The 17,667-nt window shown below is 74.9% G+C and carries 12 protein-coding genes; 5 read left to right on the top strand and 7 right to left on the bottom strand.

What is annotated here, in order from left to right; all coding sequences use genetic code 11:
- The first annotated feature begins 111 nt into the window (after positions 1–111).
- Complete coding sequence (locus PUR56_RS42555; protein WP_329883268.1) at positions 112–819, top strand: bifunctional DNA primase/polymerase; 708 nt, start codon at positions 112–114, stop codon at positions 817–819.
- A 499-nt stretch (positions 820–1,318) separates the two neighbouring features.
- Here PUR56_RS42555 and PUR56_RS42550 read toward each other — a convergent pair whose 3' ends face one another.
- Positions 1,319–2,011, bottom strand: coding sequence for a metal-dependent transcriptional regulator (locus PUR56_RS42550; protein ID WP_329883267.1), 693 nt, complete (start codon positions 2,009–2,011; stop codon positions 1,319–1,321).
- 220 nt (positions 2,012–2,231) lie between these two features.
- Between PUR56_RS42550 and PUR56_RS42545 the strand changes: the two genes are divergently transcribed.
- From PUR56_RS42545 to PUR56_RS42535, 3 genes are all read left to right on the top strand, one after another.
- Positions 2,232–2,996 (top strand): SIS domain-containing protein, encoded by a 765-nt coding sequence (locus tag PUR56_RS42545; RefSeq protein ID WP_329952954.1) that lies wholly within the window; start codon positions 2,232–2,234, stop codon positions 2,994–2,996.
- A gap of 236 nt (positions 2,997–3,232) precedes the next feature.
- Positions 3,233–4,177, top strand: coding sequence for a DUF4231 domain-containing protein (locus PUR56_RS42540; RefSeq protein WP_329952953.1), 945 nt, complete (start codon positions 3,233–3,235; stop codon positions 4,175–4,177).
- A 149-nt stretch (positions 4,178–4,326) separates the two neighbouring features.
- Positions 4,327–5,196, top strand: coding sequence for an alpha/beta fold hydrolase (locus PUR56_RS42535; RefSeq protein WP_329953014.1), 870 nt, complete (start codon positions 4,327–4,329; stop codon positions 5,194–5,196).
- 6 nt (positions 5,197–5,202) lie between these two features.
- On the opposite strand, the gene PUR56_RS42530 is transcribed toward PUR56_RS42535, so the two are convergent.
- The 3 genes from PUR56_RS42530 to PUR56_RS42520 all read right to left on the bottom strand — a co-directional run bounded on the left by PUR56_RS42530 (position 5,203) and on the right by PUR56_RS42520 (position 11,691).
- Complete coding sequence (locus PUR56_RS42530; protein WP_329952952.1) at positions 5,203–6,177, bottom strand: 2-hydroxyacid dehydrogenase; 975 nt, start codon at positions 6,175–6,177, stop codon at positions 5,203–5,205.
- A gap of 133 nt (positions 6,178–6,310) precedes the next feature.
- Positions 6,311–10,303, bottom strand: coding sequence for an FxSxx-COOH system tetratricopeptide repeat protein (fxsT, locus tag PUR56_RS42525; protein WP_380357513.1), 3,993 nt, complete (start codon positions 10,301–10,303; stop codon positions 6,311–6,313).
- On the bottom strand, positions 10,300–11,691 hold the full coding sequence (locus PUR56_RS42520) for a TIR-like protein FxsC (protein WP_329952951.1): 1,392 nt from the start codon (positions 11,689–11,691) through the stop codon (positions 10,300–10,302). The genes fxsT and PUR56_RS42520 overlap by 4 nt, the downstream gene beginning before the upstream one ends.
- 640 nt (positions 11,692–12,331) lie before the next feature.
- Here PUR56_RS42520 and aspS point away from each other — a divergent pair.
- Entirely contained in the window at positions 12,332–13,609 is a 1,278-nt protein-coding gene (gene aspS / locus PUR56_RS42515) for an aspartate--tRNA(Asn) ligase (RefSeq protein WP_329952950.1), read from the top strand.
- 128 nt (positions 13,610–13,737) lie between these two features.
- Here aspS and PUR56_RS42510 read toward each other — a convergent pair whose 3' ends face one another.
- The 3 genes from PUR56_RS42510 to fxsA form a co-directional block, all read right to left on the bottom strand.
- Positions 13,738–14,643 (bottom strand): aminoglycoside N(3)-acetyltransferase, encoded by a 906-nt coding sequence (locus tag PUR56_RS42510; protein ID WP_329952949.1) that lies wholly within the window; start codon positions 14,641–14,643, stop codon positions 13,738–13,740.
- A gap of 224 nt (positions 14,644–14,867) precedes the next feature.
- Positions 14,868–17,321, bottom strand: coding sequence for an FxsB family cyclophane-forming radical SAM/SPASM peptide maturase (locus tag PUR56_RS42505; protein WP_329952948.1), 2,454 nt, complete (start codon positions 17,319–17,321; stop codon positions 14,868–14,870).
- A gap of 54 nt (positions 17,322–17,375) precedes the next feature.
- On the bottom strand, positions 17,376–17,525 hold the full coding sequence (gene fxsA, locus PUR56_RS42500; protein WP_329952947.1) for an FxSxx-COOH cyclophane-containing RiPP peptide: 150 nt from the start codon (positions 17,523–17,525) through the stop codon (positions 17,376–17,378).
- Between the last annotated feature and the right edge of the window lie 142 nt (positions 17,526–17,667).

The following is a 17,667-nucleotide window of genomic DNA, read 5'->3' as shown; positions in this document are numbered from 1 at the left end:
CCGGCGCTCTTCCACACGGTTCGCCTCACCGGTTCGGGTGAATTGCCCCCGCCCGGCGGAACGTCCCGCACCGGACCGTAACCAGCCTCACGCACGGTAGTTGAGCAGCCCGTGGAAGACACCCCCGACTCCCCCGACCAGGGCGGCAACGCCGGACTGCCCCCGCTGCTCATCGAAGCCGTCGGCTACGCCGAGAACCGTCACTGGGAGGTCGCGCCGGGCGCCTGGCTGATCGACGGTGACGGCCCGGCCCGCTGCTCCTGCGCGGACCCGCGCTGCCCGCTGCCCGGCGCCCACCCGATCGACTCGGACTGGGCGCGCAAGGCGAGCGCCGGGCCGGGCGCGGTGCGGCGCTGGTGGACGGAGCGGCCGGAGGCGTCGATCCTGCTGCCCACCGGCCGGTCCTTCGACGTGCTGGACGTGCCGGAGGTGGCGGGCTGCCTGGCGCTGGCCCGGATGGAGCGGATGGGCCTCCAGCTCGGCCCGGTGGTCGTCGCCCCGGCCTCGTCGGGGCGGTACGGTCGGCGGCTGCACTTCCTGGTCCTGCCGGGCGTGGCGGCCAAGCTTCCGGAGATGCTCCGCAAGCTCGGCTGGCCGACCGGCCGGCTGGACCTGGTGGCCCGCGGCGAGGGGGACTGGACGGTCGCCCCGCCGTCCCGGGTCGGCCCGACCGGGTTCGCCCAGTGGGCCCGCTCGCCCTCCGCCCTGAACCGCTGGCTGCCGGACGCCGCCGAGCTGATCAGTCCGCTGGCGTACGCGTGCGGCCGCGAGGCGCCCTCGCTCCCGGACCGCTCGGCCCAGCCGGCGGCGGTGCGCTGAGCCGCCCGGCCGAGCCGCCCGCCGGTCGCCCCCGAACGGCCGCCCTACGCCTATCGGGTGAGGGCGCGCGATGCGCGAGACCCCGCGCGCGAGTGACGGGCCTTGTCTCCCACCGGAGACGGGGCCCGTCATACGCATGTCCGGATAAGGCTTCGGTGTACCCGCTGGTCACAGGCGAAAGCCCCTCGTACGAGTGACAACGCTCAAGGATTGCCATGATCGACCGAGGGGAGGAATCCACCTGTGAGGGGCCGCAGGACGGGGCGCTCGGACGGGGAAGCCGGGCGAGGCGGAGCGGGAGGGACGGAGGGGACGGGAGGGAGGCGGGGGCCGTGTCACCGGCCGGGTTCGGGGAGGCCGGTGGCACGGAGGGCAGGTGAGGGAGGGACCAGCAGGGCCCGGTGCTCGGGGAAAGCACCGGGCCCTGTCGGCCGTCCCGGACCAACGGGGACGGGGCCGACAGGGCCCGGGCTGACTCACGCCCCGTCGGGGCGCCCCGTCAGGGCTGCGCGACGAACACGTGCGCGGCGATCTCCTTGCCCAGCTCCGCGGCGTTCTCCCCGGAGCCCACGAGCACCCCGCCGACCCCGGCGGTGACCCGCACCGTGGAGCCCGGCCGGACCCCGGCCCGGCGCAGCGTGCGCATGAGGTCGCCGTCCATCTGGATCGGCTCGCCGATCCGGCGGACGATCACGCTGGCGCCGTCGTCCCCGGGCTTCACCGAGTCGAGCGGGACGAGCCCGGCGTCGAAGCCCTCGCCCTCGGCCTTGGCGTCGCCCAGCTCCTCCAGACCCGGGATCGGGTTGCCGTACGGGGACTGGGTGGGGTGGCCGAGCATGGCGAGCACCTTGCGCTCGACCGTCTCGCTCATCACGTGCTCCCAACGGCAGGCCTCCTCGTGCACCTGCTCCCACTCCAGTCCGATCACGTCGACCAGCAGGCACTCGGCGATGCGGTGCTTGCGCATCACCCGCACCGCGAGCCGTCGTCCCTCCTCGGTGAGTTCGAGGTGGCGGTCGCCCGCGACCTGGAGCAGTCCGTCGCGCTCCATCCGGCCGACCGTCTGGCTCACGGTGGGGCCGCTCTGCTCCAGGCGCTCGGCGATCCGGGCGCGCATCGGGGTGATGCCCTCCTCCTCCAGTTCCAGGATGGTGCGAAGGTACATCTCAGTGGTGTCGATCAGCCCAGACATCGCCGCTGGCTCCGTTCCTCGGTGTCCTCATCGCCAATTCTGACCTACCGGGCCGACGACCGGGCCCGCGCAAGGGTCCCGGGCGTGGGTTTCGTGGCTGTTGACAGCGGCCCCGGTGAGGCAGCACGGTGCTCGCCGTAGCTTTCTCCATCGGCGGCCCGGACCTCCGGAGCCGCCCCACCCGGCCGGCTCCCCCACCGGCAGAGAGCGAAGGCAGCAGATGAGCGAGCTGGTCGGCCGGTACTTCGACGCCGCGATCGCCCACCTCCAGCGGGTCCGGACGGAGGAGGCGGACACCATCGAGGCGGCTGCCGCCCTGCTGGCCGCGGCGATCTCCGAAGGACGCAGAATCTTCACCTTCGGCGCCGGCCACTCCTCGCTGGCGGCCCAGGACGTGGTCTACCGGGCCGGCGGGCTGGTTCCCATCAACCTCCTGGAGGTCCCCGGGATGGCCGGGGTGACGGTGATGCCCGCACCGCTCTCCAGCGCGCTGGAGCGGGTCTCCGGACTGGCCACCACCACCCTGGACCTGACCCCCGCCACCGCCGGCGACCTGCTCTTCGTGATCTCGCTCTCCGGCCGCCAGGTGATGCCGGTCGAGCTGGCGCAGCACGCCCGCGGCCGGGGCCTGCGGGTGATCGGGCTCACCTCGCTCGCCTACCCCGGCGAGGTCCCCTCGGCGCACCCGTCGGGCACCTACCTGAAGGACCACTGCGACGTCGTCCTGGACAACAAGATCGCGGTGGGCGACGGCGAGCTGACCCACCCGGGCGCCGAGGCCACCTTCGGGCCGGTCTCCACCATCGTCACCAGCGCGCTGATGCAGGCCGTGGTCGCCTCGGCGGTGGGCCGGCTGGCCGACGCCGCGGCGGCCGGCGACGGCGCCGCCCCGCCGCTCTTCCGCTCCGGCAACGTGCCCGGCGGGACCGAGTGGAACGCCAAGCAGATGGCCGACAACACGGACCGGATCTTCTACACCTACTGAGTCGGGGCTCCGGCGCTCGCGGGGCCCGGGGGCGCGGGCCCGGCCGGCGCGCGGGCCCGGCGCGGGCCCGGGAGATGCGGCTCCCGGGCGCCGGCGCGGTCGCGGGAGCACCGATATACGGGACAAACTCCGGCGGTTTCCCGGCCAAAGCGGACGGGCCGGGGCCCGCGCAGGCGTACCGGCCCGGCCGCCGGGGCAGGACAGCGTGCGACCGGAGCGACTGGTGGGGGCCGAGCATGGCGTCGGGTGGGGGGCCGCTGGCCCGGGTGCAGGAGCGCGAGCTGCTGCCCGAACTGTTCTGGGCCGCCGACTCGGCCTCCCGGCAGGGGCAGCGGCGGGCCGTCCGGCTCTCCGCCTGGGAACTGGTGCTGCTGGTCGCCGCCGCCGCGGCCGGCTCCGCCGACGGCGGCCTCTGGGCCTGGCTCGCGGCCGCGGCCTACCTCGGGGCGATCTGCCTGGCCGTGGTGATCAGCCGGCAGAACCCGCAGGGCCTCTGGTACGAGGGCCGGGCCGCCGCCGAGTCGGTGAAGACCCTCGCCTGGAAGTTCGCCGTCCGGGCCGACGCCTTCCAGCCGCCGCCGCGCAGCCTGCCGGACGCCGAGGGCCTCTACGGCTTCCAGCTGGGCCGGGTGCTGAACGCCTTCCGGGACAGCCGCGCGGTCGGCCCCGGCCTGGGCACCCGGCCCGCCGACACCCAGATCACCGAGGCGATGCGCGGGCTGCGGGACCAGCCGCTGGCGGTCCGCCGGGACGTCTACCTGCGCGAGCGGATACGGGTCCAGCACGACTGGTACCGGTCCAAGGCGCGGTACTGCGCCCGGGCCGGGTTCTGGGCCGGTGTGCTCGGTGTGGTGCTGCCGCTGCTCGGCCTGGTGCTGGCGGCGCTGCGGGCGATGGGCGAGTTCTCCTACGACGCGCTCGGTACCGTCTCCGCCGTCGCCGCCTCGGTCGCCGCCTGGGCGCAGCTGCGCCAGTACCGGCCGCTGGCCGCCGCGTACGGCCTGGCCGCCCACGAGCTGGAGCTGATCAGCAACCAGCTCGCCCGGCTGGACGTGGGTTCGGCCGACGCCGAGGAGCTCTGGGCCCGGCTCGCCCGGGACGCCGAGGACGCCGTCTCCCGCGAGCACACCACCTGGCAGGCCCGCCGCGAGGTCCGCGGCACGACCGACCGGGACCACTGAACGGGCGGTCGACCGGGCCCGACGCCCGGATCGACCCGCCGGGGCCGCCCGGGGATCAACCCACCTGAATCCGGGCCGGCCCGCCGACCGGGGCCGCCGGCCGACCGGCCGGACCCCGAGAGCCGAGGAGGTCGTGCGTGGCGCTACGGATGGTCAAGGCGGCGGACGGCCGCGCACTCGCGGTCGAGACCCACGGCGACCCGCGCGGTCGCCCGGTCTTCCTGCTGCACGGCATGCCCGGCAGCCGGGTCGGCCCGCACCCGCGCAGCACCGTGCTGTACCGGCTCGGCGTCCGGCTGGTCTCCTTCGACCGGCCCGGGTACGGCGACTCCACCCGGCTGCCCGGCCGCCGGGTGGCCGCCGCGGCCGTGGACGTCCGGACCATCGCCGACGATCTCGGTATCGACGCCTTCGCGGTGCTCGGCCGTTCCGGCGGCGGTCCGCACGCGCTGGCCTGCGCGGCGCTGCTGCCGGAGCGGGTCACCCGGGCCGCCGTCCTGGTCGGCCTGGCCCCCCGCGACGCCGCCGGTCTGGACTGGTACGGCGGGATGACGCCGTCCAACGTCCGGGCGTACCGGGAGGCCGAGCGCGGGCACGACCGGATCGCCGCCGGCATGCTCTTCCGCTCGCAGCAGATCCGGGCCGACCCGGTCAGCCTGCTCAAGGGACTGCGGCCCGAACTGCCGGCCACCGACCGGGAGGTGGTGGCCGACACCGGGTTGCGGCGGATGCTGCAGAGCAACTACCGGGAGGCGTTCCGGCACGGCGCCGACGGCTGGATCGACGACGTGCTGGCCTTCACCGCCGGCTGGGGCTTCCAGGTCGGGGACATCGGGGTGCCGACCTGGCTCTGGCACGGCGCCGACGACCAGTTCTCCCCCGTCGACCACTCCCGCTGGCTGGCCGACCACATCCCCGGCTCCGAGCTGTTCCTGGAACCCGGTGCCGCCCACTTCGGCGCGTTCCGGGTGATGGCCACGGCTCTCAACTGGGCGGCGGGCCGGGCTCCCGGCGGGTGACCGGCGTCACCGGGGGGTGACCGGCGCGACCGGCGTCACCGGGGGGTCGCCGGCCAGGACGGCGAGGACGTTGTCGACCGCGAGGCCGCCCATGGCCTGCCGGGTGCGGACGGTGGCGCTGCCGAGGTGCGGCGCGAGCACGGCCCGGTCCTGGGCGAGCAGCGCGGCGGGGACGGCCGGCTCGTTCTCGAAGTTGTCGACGGCGGCGGCGAACAGCGCGCCGGACTCCAGGGCGGCGGCGAGCGCCTCCTCGTCGACGACTCCGGCGGTCATCGACACCACCACCGCGCCGGGCGGCAGCAGGGCGAGCCTGCGGGCGTCCAGCAGGTGCCGGGTGGCGTCGCCGAGCGGGCAGGTGACCACCAGCACGGTGGAGGCGGCGAGCAGGTCGTCCAGCGGCAGCCAGTCGGCGCCCTCGGCCTGCTCGGGCGGCAGCGGGTGGCGGTTGTGGTAGCTGACGGGCATGTCGAACGCGCGGGCCCGGCGGGCCACCGCCCGGCCGATCCGGCCCATGCCGAGGATGCCCAGCGGGGTGCCGGCGAGTTCCAGGCCGAGCATGAAGGTGGGGGCCCAGGCCCACGGCCGGCCGGAGCGCAGCAGGCGCTCGCCCTCGCCGAGCCGGCGGGTGGCGGACAGCAGCAGCGCCCACGCCATGTCGGCGGTGGCGGCGGTGAGCACGCCGGGGGTGTTGGTCACCAGGACCCCGCGGTCGGCGCAGGCGGCGAGGTCGATGTTGTGGTGGCCGACCGCGTGGTTGGCCACCACCCGGAGGCCGGGGCCGGCCGCGTCGAGGAGTTCGGCGTCGACCACGTCGTCGAGGGTGGTGATCACGGCCGTCCGGCCGCGGACGGCGGCCAGCAGTTCGGCGCGCGGCAGCGGCAGTTCGGAGTCGTGCACGGTGGCCGCGTGGTGCGCGGTGAGCCGTTCGACGACGCCGGGGGCGAGACGGCGGGTGACCAGGACCGGAGGCTGCTCGTTCATCAGGCCCGAAGCATACGCGGCGGGCCGGAGCGCACCGCGGACGGCCGACGCCGGCGACCGGCCTCCGCGAGGGCCGGCCCCGGCGGTGTGCGCCCCTGCGGTGTGCGGCCGACCCGCACACCGCCCGGGCCGGTCACACCGGCTGCGGTTCGAGGTCGCGGTTGATCCGCTTCCAGCCCCGGGCCGCGACGGTGTTGGGGTGCTCCTCGCCGAACTGGCGGATCAGCTCGGCGATCGCCCGGGCCCGGTGTTCGGCGGCCGGGGTGTGCCGGCCGGCCACCCGCAGGGTGACGGCCAGGTTGGCCTCGCAGGCCACCGCGTCGGGGTGGCGCGCCGAGTAGCGGCGGCAGAGGCCCTCGTACGCGGCGCGGCCGAGCTCCTCGGCGAGGTCGGTCCGGCCGTCGTCGCCGTGGGCGTTGGCCAGGTTGATCATCGCGATCAGGGTGTACGGGTGGTCCGGCCCCACCGAGCGGGTGAGGCCGTCCACGGTGGCCAGGCCGCGGGCGATCGCCCCGGGCACGTCGCCGCTGCCGCGCAGGTAGATGCCGAGGTTGTTCGCGCAGGCCAGGGAGAACGGGTGCTCGTCGCCGAACAGTCGGCGGTGGCCCTCGTAGACGGTGGCGCACAGGTCGCGGGCGGTCTCCTTGTCGCCGGACGCGCTGTGGTCGGCGGCCAGGTTGAGCGCGCAGGCCAGCGCGTCCGGGGCGTCGGCGCCGTACCGCTCCAGGTAGCGCTCGTAGGTCTCCTTGGTGATCCGGCGGGCCTCGGCCAGCTGTCCGATCCGGCGCAGGGAGACGGCCAGGGACTTGGCGTTGCGCAGGTTCTCCGGGAGGTCCGGGTCGAGGACGCCGCCGAGGTCGTTGGTGACTTCCTGGAGGAGTTCCACCGAGCCCTGGTAGTCGCCGAGTTCCCGCAGGTCGCGGGCGAGGTTGGACTTGGTGGAGAGGGTGTACGGGTGGCGCGGCCCGAGCACCGCGGTGCGCCGGTCGAGGGTCTCCTGGTCGAGTTCGCGGGCGGCTTCGCTGTCCCCGACGAGGCGGTAGTCGATGGCGAGGTTGTTCGCCATGGAGAGCGTGCGCGGGTTGTCGTCACCGAACAACTCGCGGAACTGGTCCAGGATTTCGCGGTCGAGGTCGAGGGCGGCCTGGAACCGGCCGAGGGCCCGGCGGTCGGCGCCGAGGGAGCCCGCCGTCATCAGGGTGTAGGGGTGGTGCTCGCCGAGCAGGGCCCGCTGACGCTCCAGGGTCGATTCGTCCAGGGCCAGGGCCTCGGCGTAGTTGCCCTGCGAGCGCAGGACGTTGGCGAGCTGGAAGCGGAGCAGCAGGGTCTGGCGGTCGTTCTCGCCGAGCTTGCGGGTCCACTCGTCGTCGAGGGCGTGGCCGAGGTCGCGGGCGCGGTCGAGCTCGCCGCGCTTCCACAGGTAGCGGACGCGGTCGATGAGGAGCTGGCGGGTGTCGGCCTCGTCGCAGTTGTGGGCCTTGGAGGGCGACAGGTGGGGCCAGATCTCGTCGAACGCGGGCCAGTTGGCCGGGTCGTCGGTGTCGCCGAGGGAGGGCCGGGCGCCGGTGAGGATGCGGTGCACCTCGTGGACGGCGACCTCCTGCTCGTCGTCGGTCATCTCGGCACGGATGACGGCCTGGACGAGGCGGTGCACCTGGAAGCTATTGGTGCCGGCGTCGACCTTGGCGAGCGCGTACCGGCCGATCGCCTGGATCACCTTGCCGAGCATGAACTTGTCGCTCAGGTCCGCGTCGTACTGGACGAGCGCACGGATCATCTGGTCGCTGTAGAAGAGGTTCATGGAGATCGGCTCGGGCGCGAAGAACGCGCAGAGCTGGAGCAGCCGGACGGCGGCCGGGGACTGCTCGCGGAGCCGGGCGATGGAGACGTTCCAGGTGGCGCCGACGGGGGTGGGGTAGTCGGCGGGGCGGGTGCCGGCGAGGGCGCGGGCCGCTTCGGCCTGGAGCTGGGCGACGTAGGTGTCGACCGGGGTGCCGGTGGTGTCGAGCCAGGCGGCGGCGACCTCGACCGCGAGCGGCAGGTCGCCGACCGCCTCGGCGACGCGGTCGGCGTCGGGGCGGGAGAGGCCGCGGGCGCGGCGGCAGAGGTGTTCGACGCTCTCGCCGCGGGTGAAGACGTCCACTTCCAGGGCCTCGGCGTGGCCGGACCAGGCCTGGTTGCGGGAGGTGACCAGGATGTGGCCGGAGCCGCCGGGGAAGAAGCGGCGGATCTCGGTGGGTTCGTCGGCGTTGTCGAAGATCAGCAGCCAGCGCGAGGTGGGCACCCCGCGGCGCAGCGCCTCGCGGGCGGCTTCGGCGGCTTCGGTGACGGAGTCGCCGACGCGCAGGCCGAGTCGGCGGGCGAGGTCGGCGAGGGCGGGGGCGACGAGTTCGGTCTGTTCGGCGTCGATCCACCAGACCAGGTCGTAGTCGGACATGAAGCGGTGTGCGTACTCCAGGGCGACCTGGGTCTTTCCGACGCCGCCGAGCCCGTAGAGGGTCTGCGGGGTGGGCAGGACGGCCGCCATGCCGCCGCGCAGCTGGTTGCGGAGCTGCTCCAGGACGGCGGAGCGCCCGGTGAAGGAGGGGTTGCGGGGCGGGACGTCCCAGACCTGGGGCTTGCTGCCGGGGAACCGGGGGCCGCCGGCCGGGGCCTCGGCGAGGGCGACGTCGCCGCGGCCGAGCGCGCGGAGCAGGGTCTGTACGGACTGCGCCTCGTCGCGCCCGACGAGGTCGACGGGGTTGCGGTTGGAGAACGGCGCGGTGAGCCGGACGTCGCCGACCCGGACCGGGACCAGCTGACGGCGGGTGCCGGACGGGTCGGAGCTGACCACCGACTCCCAGAGCGCGCGGGCCTGCGGCGAGCGCAGGTAGGCGGGCGAGAGGACGGCGACCGTCCGGTGGGCGGCGTCGATGCCGCGCTCGGTGTCCTGGCGCGGTTCGGCGCCGGCGCTGAGGTCGCGGGGCAGCACCCGGAAGCCGGCCCGGGTGAGCACCGACTCGATCCAGTCCGCCCACATCCGGTCCTCGGGGACGTACGAGAGGTAGAGGTCGGCCGGGACGGACGGGCGGCGCCGGGTGAAGGCGTCCACGTACCGGAGGCGGATCTCCTCGTCGACGGCCGGCAGCGAGCGGACCCGGCTCTCGGTGATCGCCGAGGTGAGCCGCTCACAGGCGGCCAGCATGGAGGTCTGGGCGCCGCCCTGGTCGCCGAAGGTGGCGAGGATCTCCTCGTAGGCGTAGAACGGCCGGTACGGGATCTCCACCGAGCCCCAGTAGTGGGCGAGTTCGTCGCCGTCGAGGCCGGCGGGGAGGCCGTCGAAGCGGATCCGGGCGAGCGCCCGGCCGGCGTCGGCCTTCTCCTTCTCGCCCTCGTCGATCCGCATCGGCACCGGCAGGATGCGGATGCCGCGCTCGCGGTAGCGGTCGTGGATGTGCTGGGCGATCCGCGAGGCGCCGTCGATGGACTGGTCGCTGAGGGTGAAGCAGACGACCAGGTCGTCGGGCATCTGGACGGTGCAGATCTCGGCGATGTCGGAGAGGCCGGTCCGGGAGTCGATCAGCACGTAGTCGTAGTGCTTGCTCATGTCGGCGCGCAGGGCGTCGAAGAACTGCCCGCCGTCGAAACGGTCGTAGAAGATGTCCCAGTCGAGGTGGGTGACGGCCTCGGAGTAGTCCCGGTTGAACTGGCCGGCGGAGAGGAAGTCCAGGCTGCCGCCGGGCGGGAAGAGCGGCCAGGAGAGCGAGAGCGCGTGCGGGTGCACCCGGGCGAAGTCCAGGTGCCAGCCCTCGGCGTGCTCGACGGGGCGCAGCGCCTCCTCCCGGTACTCGGCGATCAGGTCCATCATCCCGGTGGTGCCGGCGAGGGCGGCCTGGTCGAGGAAGGGGTGGAAGAACTTGGCCAGGCCCGGCGCCTCCAGGTCCCAGTCCACGGTGAGCACGCGGAAGCCGTTGGCGGCCAGGATCCAGGCGGTGTTGGCGAGCGCCATGGTGCGGCCGGTGCCGCCCTTGTACGAGTAGAACGTGATGATCCGGCCGTGCCGGTCGCGCTCCGCCTCGCGCTGGGCGGCGAGCGCCTCGGCGGTGAGCCCTCCGATGCGGAGGTTCCTGGTGCGGTCCTCGCTCATGTGGTTCCTCCCCCGGGCGTCCCGTCGTCCGGGCGGTCGCCTCTCTGGCGTGCTGGGTGGTCGTCGTCACCGAAGGGCTCGTCCGGTCCGAAGGGGTCCCCGCCGTACCGGTCCGGGCCGGCCCGTCCGCCCTGCGGCCGGAACGCGCCGCGCAGGCTCGGGCGGGGGGTCGGCGGCTCGTCCGGTTCGGTCCTCGTCCGGCCCTCGAAGGCGTACTTGGCCTTCATCGCGGCTCTGGGCAGCGCGTCGTCGAACTCCTCCAGGCTGGCCAGTCCGGGGGTACCGCCGAGCACGCCGAGGAAGCTGGGGCGCGCCGCCCGGTGGGTCAACCGCAGGACCTGGTCCGCGAGGTCGGCCATGTCGCGGTGGTGTTCGACGCAGTCGGGATCGTCCGCGTTCCAGGGTTCCAGCACGCTCACCCAGGCCGAGTCCGACCGGTCGAACCGCCGGACCAGCTCGCGGCGCTGCTCGTCGCAGAGGGCCCAGCGGTCGAGCAGCAGCAGTCCGGGGGCGGTGGGCTCGCCGCCCCCGAGCAGCGCCTCGGCCTCCTCGTCGAACTCGTGCACGGTCGGCTGGAACCCCAGCTGCCGGGCCAGGCGCACCGCGTGCTCGGCGAGCGGGCGGTTGGCGACCGGCCGGTAGGGGTGCCAGTCGGTGCGGCGGGTGCCGTAGTAGTCCGGGTTGCGGTCGGCCGGCACCTCGCTCCGGTGGTACGAGAGGACGGAGATCCGCAGGCGTTTGGTCGGCGCGGCGACGTCGAAGGCGCTTGGCTGGGCGTTGAAGTCGAGCGGTCGCCCGACCGGGATGACGGTCTCCTCCGCCACCTCGACGATCCGCGCGGCCAGCCGGTGCACGGCCAGCTCGTACGCGGAACGGAAGTAGCTGAGCTTCATCAGGGCGTACAGGCCCTCGGTGGCGTAGTCGGGGCCGAAGCTGGCGTGGTTGAACTGGAGTTCGCCGGCCACCTTGGGCAGCTTGTAGCGGCTCATCGGCGCCCAGAGGACCGGGACGATGCCGCTGGTCCGCTCGGCGTCGATGGTCGCCGGGTAGACCGGGCGGCGGGTGAAGGAGTGCCACTCCTGGCCGCACGGGATGCTGTTGAAGTAGCGCGGCGAGTAGAGCGGCACGAACACCCGGCAGGCGGCCAGCTCCTCGGAGAGCCGTTCGGCCCACAGCTCGCCCTGGTGCATGGACTCGTCCATGAAGCCGACCGGCACGCCGGCGGGCACGGCCGTGAGCTGGAGCACCGCCTCGCAGAGGTCCCGGTAGAGCTGGCGGACCCAGTGGTTGGGGTCGCCGGCGCCGCGCGCGCCCGCCTTCGGGGTGTGCGCGTAACTGAGGAAGAAGTACGGCCGGGCCGCGTCCTCGTCCCAGCCATGGTCGTTCACACGCGCCTCCCCCTGGCCCCCCGGCAACCGCCACCCCTCGCGTCCCCGATCGCGGGGCTTCAGTGTAGGAACGACCCGGGGGGCATGGGAATAGCACGAAGGGCCACCCGGATTGACATGACCGAAACGACCGGGGGCGCACGGTCGCACGCACGCGCGGGCGGCCGGAGCACTTGTCCGGCGTCCGGTGACGCCGGACAACCCCCGCCCACCCCCGGCGACCCCGACGACCCCCGACGACCCCGCCCACCCCCGACGACCCCGGCGACGCGCCACGCTGCCCGGAGGCGCGCCGCGGCGCCCGGGAGGCCGTCGGCACCGGGGAGACGCCGTGCCGGGGAAACGCGTTGCCGGGGGCGGCCGACCCGACCTACCCTCGACGGAACACGTGGACGGAGACGAGTACCCCCGGGTCACCGTGGGCCGAGAGAGCCGCCGGCAGCTGGGAAGGCGGCCTCACGCCCCGGAGGGAAGACACTCCTGAGTGCGGGGAGGAAATGCCCCGTCGGCCGGCCCCCGTCACCGGGCCAGAACGAGGCCGGCGCCCTCCGGGGTGCCGGCGAAAGTGCGGTGGCACCGCGAGTTGCCCCTTCTCGCCCGCACTCCGAAGGGATCACGGCAACGCCCCTGGAGGGCTGCGATGATCCACCCGACGACCCGCGTCCTGGCTGCGGAACTACCCGGCCGCGTAGGCGAATCCGTCGAAGTCAGCGGCTGGCTGCACCGCCGCCGCGGGCTCAAGTCCGTCACCTTCCTCGTCCTCCGGGACCGCTCCGGTCTCGCCCAGGTCGTGACCGCCGGGAACGGCGCCGACTACCCGGAGGAGACCGTCCTGCGCATTCGGGGGACGGTCACCGTCAACTCCCAGGCGCCCGCCGGGGTCGAACTCACCTCGCCGGAGATCGAGGTCCTGTCCAGCCTCGCCGAACCCCCGCCGTTCAGCCTGTTCCGGCCGACGGTGCCGGCCACGCTGCCGGTCGTCCTGGACCACGCGCCGGTGGCCCTGCGGCACCCGCGGCTCAGCGCCGTCCACCGGATCTCGGCCGCCTCGGTGGCCGGCTTCCGGTCGACGCTGGACGGCCTCGGCTTCACCGAGATCCAGACCCCGAAGGTGGTCGCCTCGGCCACCGAGTCCGGGGCGAACGTCTTCGCCCTGGACTGGTTCGGCGAGCGGGCCTACCTCGCGCAGTCCCCGCAGTTCTTCAAACAGACCATGGTCGGGGTCTTCGAACGGGTCTACGAGACCGGTCCCGTCTTCCGGGCCGAACCGCACGACACCGCCCGCCACCTGGCCCAGTACACCAGCCTGGACGCCGAGCTGGGCTTCATCGCCGACCACCGCGAGGTGATGGCCGTCGTCCGCGAGGCCGTCGCCGGGATGGTCGCCGCCGTGGCCTCGCGTGCCGCCGGGGCGGTCGGCGCACTGGCGGTGGACCTCCCGGAGGTCCCGGCGGAGATCCCTCAGATCCACTTCGCGGAGGCCATGCGCGTGCTGGGCGCCGACGAGCCGGACCTCTCCCCCGCCCACGAGCGCGAGCTCGGCGCGTGGGCGCTGCGCGAGCACGGCAGCGAGTTCCTGTTCGTGGTGGGCTACCCGATGCGCAAGCGCCCGTTCTACACCCACCCGGAGCCGGGACGGCCCGCGTACTCCAACAGCTTCGACCTGGTGTTCCGGGGCCTGGAGCTCGTCACCGGCGGGCAGCGCCTGCACCGGCACGAGGACTACCTCGCCGCCCTCGCGGCCCGCGGCGAGTCCCCGGAGCCGTACGCGGGCTACCTCAGCGCCTTCGCCCACGGGATGCCGCCGCACGGGGGGTTCGCCCTCGGCCTCGAACGGTGGACCGCCCGGCTCACCCGGTCCGACAACATCCGGTCCAGCACCCTCTTCCCGCGCGACCTGCACCGCCTGTCGCCCTGACGCCTCGCCGGCCGTCCGCTCCGGGCGCTCCGGGCGCGGTCGGTGGCCTTTCCGGTGGCGCGCCCGGTGGTGCCCTCCGGTGGCGCGCCCGGTGGCTGCCCGGGAATCCCCGGCGGGTGCCACCCCGCCTACCGGCCGCGGAGTTCCCGGAGCGCTTCGACCGCCAGGTCGACGGCCTCGCGCACCGGGACCAGCCGGCAGTCCGCGCCGCCGATCCGGCGCTCCGTCAGCCCCGCTGCACGGGAGAGCACTTCGGCCCCCAGCTCCGCGAAGTGGAGGTCGTCCAGGTCGGGCGCGGTGAAGGTGACCCAGCCGTCGGGGCCGGAACAGCGGTACTCGCGCAGCCGGACGCCGGGCATCCGCAGATCGGCCAGGTGGAAGGCGGTGAAGCGGGACATCGGGACACCCATCATCAGCACCCGGGCGTCCAGCTCGTACAGCCGGCCGAGCGGGGAGTCCGGCCCGAGGTGGGAGGTGAGGTCGTGACGGCGGACGATCTCCTCGGCCCGGGCGCCCAGCGCGGCGAAGGAGGTCTGCGGGTGGGCGCTGCGGCGGGCGCCCGGCCGGGTCCGGATCTCCTCGGAGAGCGCGCCCACGGTCGGCGAGCAGGGCGTGGTGGCCGGGTCGAAGCGCGGCATCCGGGCCCGGTGCGCGGCGGCCTCGGCCTCGGTGAGTCCGGCCACGGCGGCCAGGTGCAGGCGGGAGGTCGAGGAGTTCTCCGGGGTCGCGGTGTAGGCGACGAGGGTGCCGTGCGACGGTCCGCCGAGGGCGTCCAGCAGGGCGTCGGTGACGGTCGCGGCGCCGCCGTCGACCGGGCCGAGGGCCCGCAGCGAGGCCTGTACGAGCAGGACGCCGCCCGGCCGGACCCCGAGCGCGGCGAACCGGCGGGCGAGCCGGTCGCGGGTCGGCGGCGGCGCGTCGGCCGGCGCCGCGCGACCGGCGGTCACGACGTGCGGGGGTGGGGCGGTCACGGGGGCGGTCGTGGGGGCGGTCACGGTCGCGGGGGCGACGGCGACGCGGGTCTCGGTGGTCATGGCATGTCCCGGGGGTGACGGCCACGGACGGGGGATCCGCGGCCAGGGTAGTGGGCGGGGGCGCGGCTGGGAACGGGGCACCGGCGCCCGGCGTCCGGGCCCCGGCGTGCGCCGGGCGTCCGACGGGCCGGGCCTCGGGCGGGCCGGGCGTCGGGCGGGCCGGGCGTCGGGCGTCGGCACCCGGCGGGCCGGGCCCCGGGCCCCGCCGGGTACCGACCGGGCGGTCAGCCCGCCACCGTCGGCGAGCGGTCCCGGCGGGCCCGGTCGGCGGCCTCCTCGGCTGCCCGCGGCAGCGGGACGGCCGACCAGGGGCCGACGGTCGCTCCCATGCCCTCGGCGAAGCGCAGGCCGAGGGCGGTCAGCGAGCCGGAGCCGGCCAGCCGCTCCACCGCCTCGGCGGTGTACCGGCGCCACAGCGCGAACTGGGCCCGGGCGTGGTCGGCGGCCGAACCGGGCAGACCGTCGTGGGCCCGGACCCTCGTCCCCCAGTACGCCGTCACCGCCAGATGGGCGTAGGTGCCCTGGAACAGCCCCTCCAACGGGCGCGGGTCGGGCCGCCAGGGAGCGTCGTACAGCCCCGTGTCGGCCGGGTCGTAGAGGTCCGCCCGGTCGAGCACCGCACCCAGCTTGACGTGCTGGAACTCGTGCGCCAGCAGGAGCGCGAGGGTGGGCGCGGTCGCCGGGCGGGCGATCCCGACCGCGCCGAAGGCCTGCCGGGCGGCGGCACTGACGTCCCTGCCGGGCGGGCCCGGACGCAACGGGGTGACGGTGGTCAGGCCGGCCCGCAGGCCGACGGCGTACTCGGGGAGGTCGCGGTCCAGCAGTTCGACGGCCTCCCGCAACGCCCAGCTCCAGGCCGTGAGTTCGGGATCGTCCAACCGGTCGGAGACCGGCCACTGGTGGCTGTCCCGCTGCGGGTCGACGTCCTCCAGGGCGAGCGTCCAACCACCGGCCAGCGCGACCCGGCGGACCGGCCGCCAGCGCGGGTCCCCCTCACCGGGGCGGGCGGACGAACCGTCGTCGGCGCGGACGGCGAACCCCCGCGCCTCGCCGGTGACCACCGCTTCGCGGGCCCCGGCACCGAGGTCCAGCCGGCCGAGCGTGGGCAGGTGCAGCGCGCCGTCCCGGAGCGGGACGGCGACGGCGTCCCCGCGCCCGGCCCGGACCGCGGCGGCGGCGGCCAGCCCGGCCAGCGGCCCGAGCCCGGCGGCCGGGTCGCCGCCCAGCCGCCGGGCGGCCCACGCGCGGGCGTAGGGGTGGGCGAGCACCGCGTCCACCGCGGCGGGCGCGGCCGAGTCGAGCTCGGCGAGCAGCTCCCAGGCGGCCGAGCGGGCCAGCCCGGAGGTGCTCCGCACGGCGGCCAGCATCGCGCGTGTGATGGCGAGTTGGGAACGGTTCAGGGCGCGGACGGTGTCCGCTCCGCCGTGGCCGCGGGCCAGCTCGTCGAGCTGCGCCCCGGTGAGCCCGGCCGGCACCTCCGGCGCGCCGGCCTGCACCGGCAGGGCCGCGGGGACGGTGGCGCCGGGACCGCCAGGACGGTCGGGACCACCCGGACGGCCGGGGCCGTCGGACCGGTCGGCGATGCCGTTGATCAGGTTCATGAGGTCCCCGCAGTAGACGGACGGGTGGTCGAAGCTGCCGCCGCCGTACCGGTGGGCGTACAGACCACCCCCGCAGGAACGGACCACCGGACAGGCCCGGCAGGTCGCGCCGAGTCCGGCCAGGCCGGTCTGCCGGGCGGCCATCCCGGGGTGGAGGGCGACCTCGTCGAGGCTGTGGGTGAAGACGTCCAACCCGGTGGCGGGGGCTCCGTCGTACGCGGTCTTCAGGCTGTCGGCCTGCTCGAAGGTGCCGTCGGTCTCCAGGACCACCAGGGCGGAGGGTTCCAGACCGAGCGACTCGGTGAGGCTGGAGAGTCCGTGCCGGGTGCGGTGGACGGAGTCGAAGGTCCGGACGGCGAACGGGCGGCCGTCCGCCTCCCAGTGGTCGTAGACGGTGAGCAGCCAGTCCGCGTACGGGGCCGGACCACGTCCGGCGGGGCGCTTCGGCGGCTGCTCCCAGGTGGCGTGCGGGAGCAGGAAGTCGACGGCCGGGGGTTCGAGTTCGGCGAGCGCCCGGTAGACCGCGACCGGGTCGTTCTCGACGTCGACGGTGCAGAGCAGGCCGGCGTAGAGGTACCGGTACTCGGGTCGGCGGAGGAGCGCCACCGCGCGGAGCACCTGCGGGTGGCTGGAGCGGCCGTCGGCGTAGCGCCGGTGGCGGTCGTTGGCGGCACGGTCGCCGTCCAGCGAGATCCCGACCCTGACGTCCAGTTCGGCGAAGAGGTCGCAGAAGGCGGGGCTCAGGAGCACACCGTTGGTGTGGATCCGCAGGTCGAGGGAACAGCCGGGCGGCAGGGCCGCCCGGAACTCCTCGGCGGCGCGCCGCAGCCGTTCCGGGCCGGCCAGCAGGGGTTCCCCCCCGTGCAGGACGACCCGGACGGACGGCAGCCGATGCGTGGCCGCGTGCTCGCCGACACGTTCGGCGGCCCTGGCCAGGACGGCGTCGGCGACGGTCTTCGGCCTGGACCGCCAGCTGGTGTCAGCGTGCTCGTAGACGTAGCAGTGGTCGCAGGCCAGGTCGCATCGGCTGTGCACCTTGACGACGAATTGCGTCAGCGGCACCGGAGTTAGCGGCATCGGATTCGGTCGGATTCGCTCGGAGGGCAGCCGGCCCGGAGGGGGTCGGGTCGGTCAGATCGAGGAATTGAAGGCGGCTACCGGCACCAGTCCGGAGTCCGCCCCCGGCAGGGCGCGACGCAGACGGGCGGCGAGTTCCTCCGCACCGAGTGCGGACAGATCGGCGAGCGAGAGGCGCTCGACCTTGTCCTGATGGATCGTCATTTCGGTGCCTGGCCTGGTGCTGGTTACCGGTGTCATATTCGTTCCTTCTGGCGCGGTTAGAACCTGCCGACAGTGGGTACTCCACTTGCTCGATCAATGTAGTGGCTGGAAAGGCCCGGCGCGGTACCTCGCATCGCACGAA

Origin of the sequence: Streptomyces sp. BE303 (genome assembly GCF_036290945.1) — a bacterium.
Lineage (GTDB): Bacteria > Actinomycetota > Actinomycetes > Streptomycetales > Streptomycetaceae > Kitasatospora.
The sequence above is the reverse complement of the archived record's forward strand: the minus strand, read 5'-3'. Positions and strand labels throughout refer to the sequence as shown.

Excerpts from the sequence above, each read along its gene's own strand:
- PUR56_RS42550 (WP_329883267.1), bottom strand. The coding sequence starts at position 2,011 with ATGTCTGGGCTGATCGACACCACTGAGATGTACCTTCGCACCATCCTG.
- PUR56_RS42505 (WP_329952948.1), bottom strand. The coding sequence starts at position 17,321 with ATGCCGCTAACTCCGGTGCCGCTGACGCAATTCGTCGTCAAGGTGCAC.
- PUR56_RS42545 (WP_329952954.1), top strand. The coding sequence starts at position 2,232 with ATGAGCGAGCTGGTCGGCCGGTACTTCGACGCCGCGATCGCCCACCTC.
- PUR56_RS42530 (WP_329952952.1), bottom strand. The coding sequence starts at position 6,177 with ATGAACGAGCAGCCTCCGGTCCTGGTCACCCGCCGTCTCGCCCCCGGC.
- fxsT (WP_380357513.1), bottom strand. The coding sequence starts at position 10,303 with ATGAGCGAGGACCGCACCAGGAACCTCCGCATCGGAGGGCTCACCGCC.
- PUR56_RS42510 (WP_329952949.1), bottom strand. The coding sequence starts at position 14,643 with ATGACCACCGAGACCCGCGTCGCCGTCGCCCCCGCGACCGTGACCGCC.
- fxsA (WP_329952947.1), bottom strand. The coding sequence starts at position 17,525 with ATGACGATCCATCAGGACAAGGTCGAGCGCCTCTCGCTCGCCGATCTG.
- PUR56_RS42535 (WP_329953014.1), top strand. The coding sequence starts at position 4,327 with ATGGTCAAGGCGGCGGACGGCCGCGCACTCGCGGTCGAGACCCACGGC.
- aspS (WP_329952950.1), top strand. The coding sequence starts at position 12,332 with ATGATCCACCCGACGACCCGCGTCCTGGCTGCGGAACTACCCGGCCGC.
- PUR56_RS42540 (WP_329952953.1), top strand. The coding sequence starts at position 3,233 with ATGGCGTCGGGTGGGGGGCCGCTGGCCCGGGTGCAGGAGCGCGAGCTG.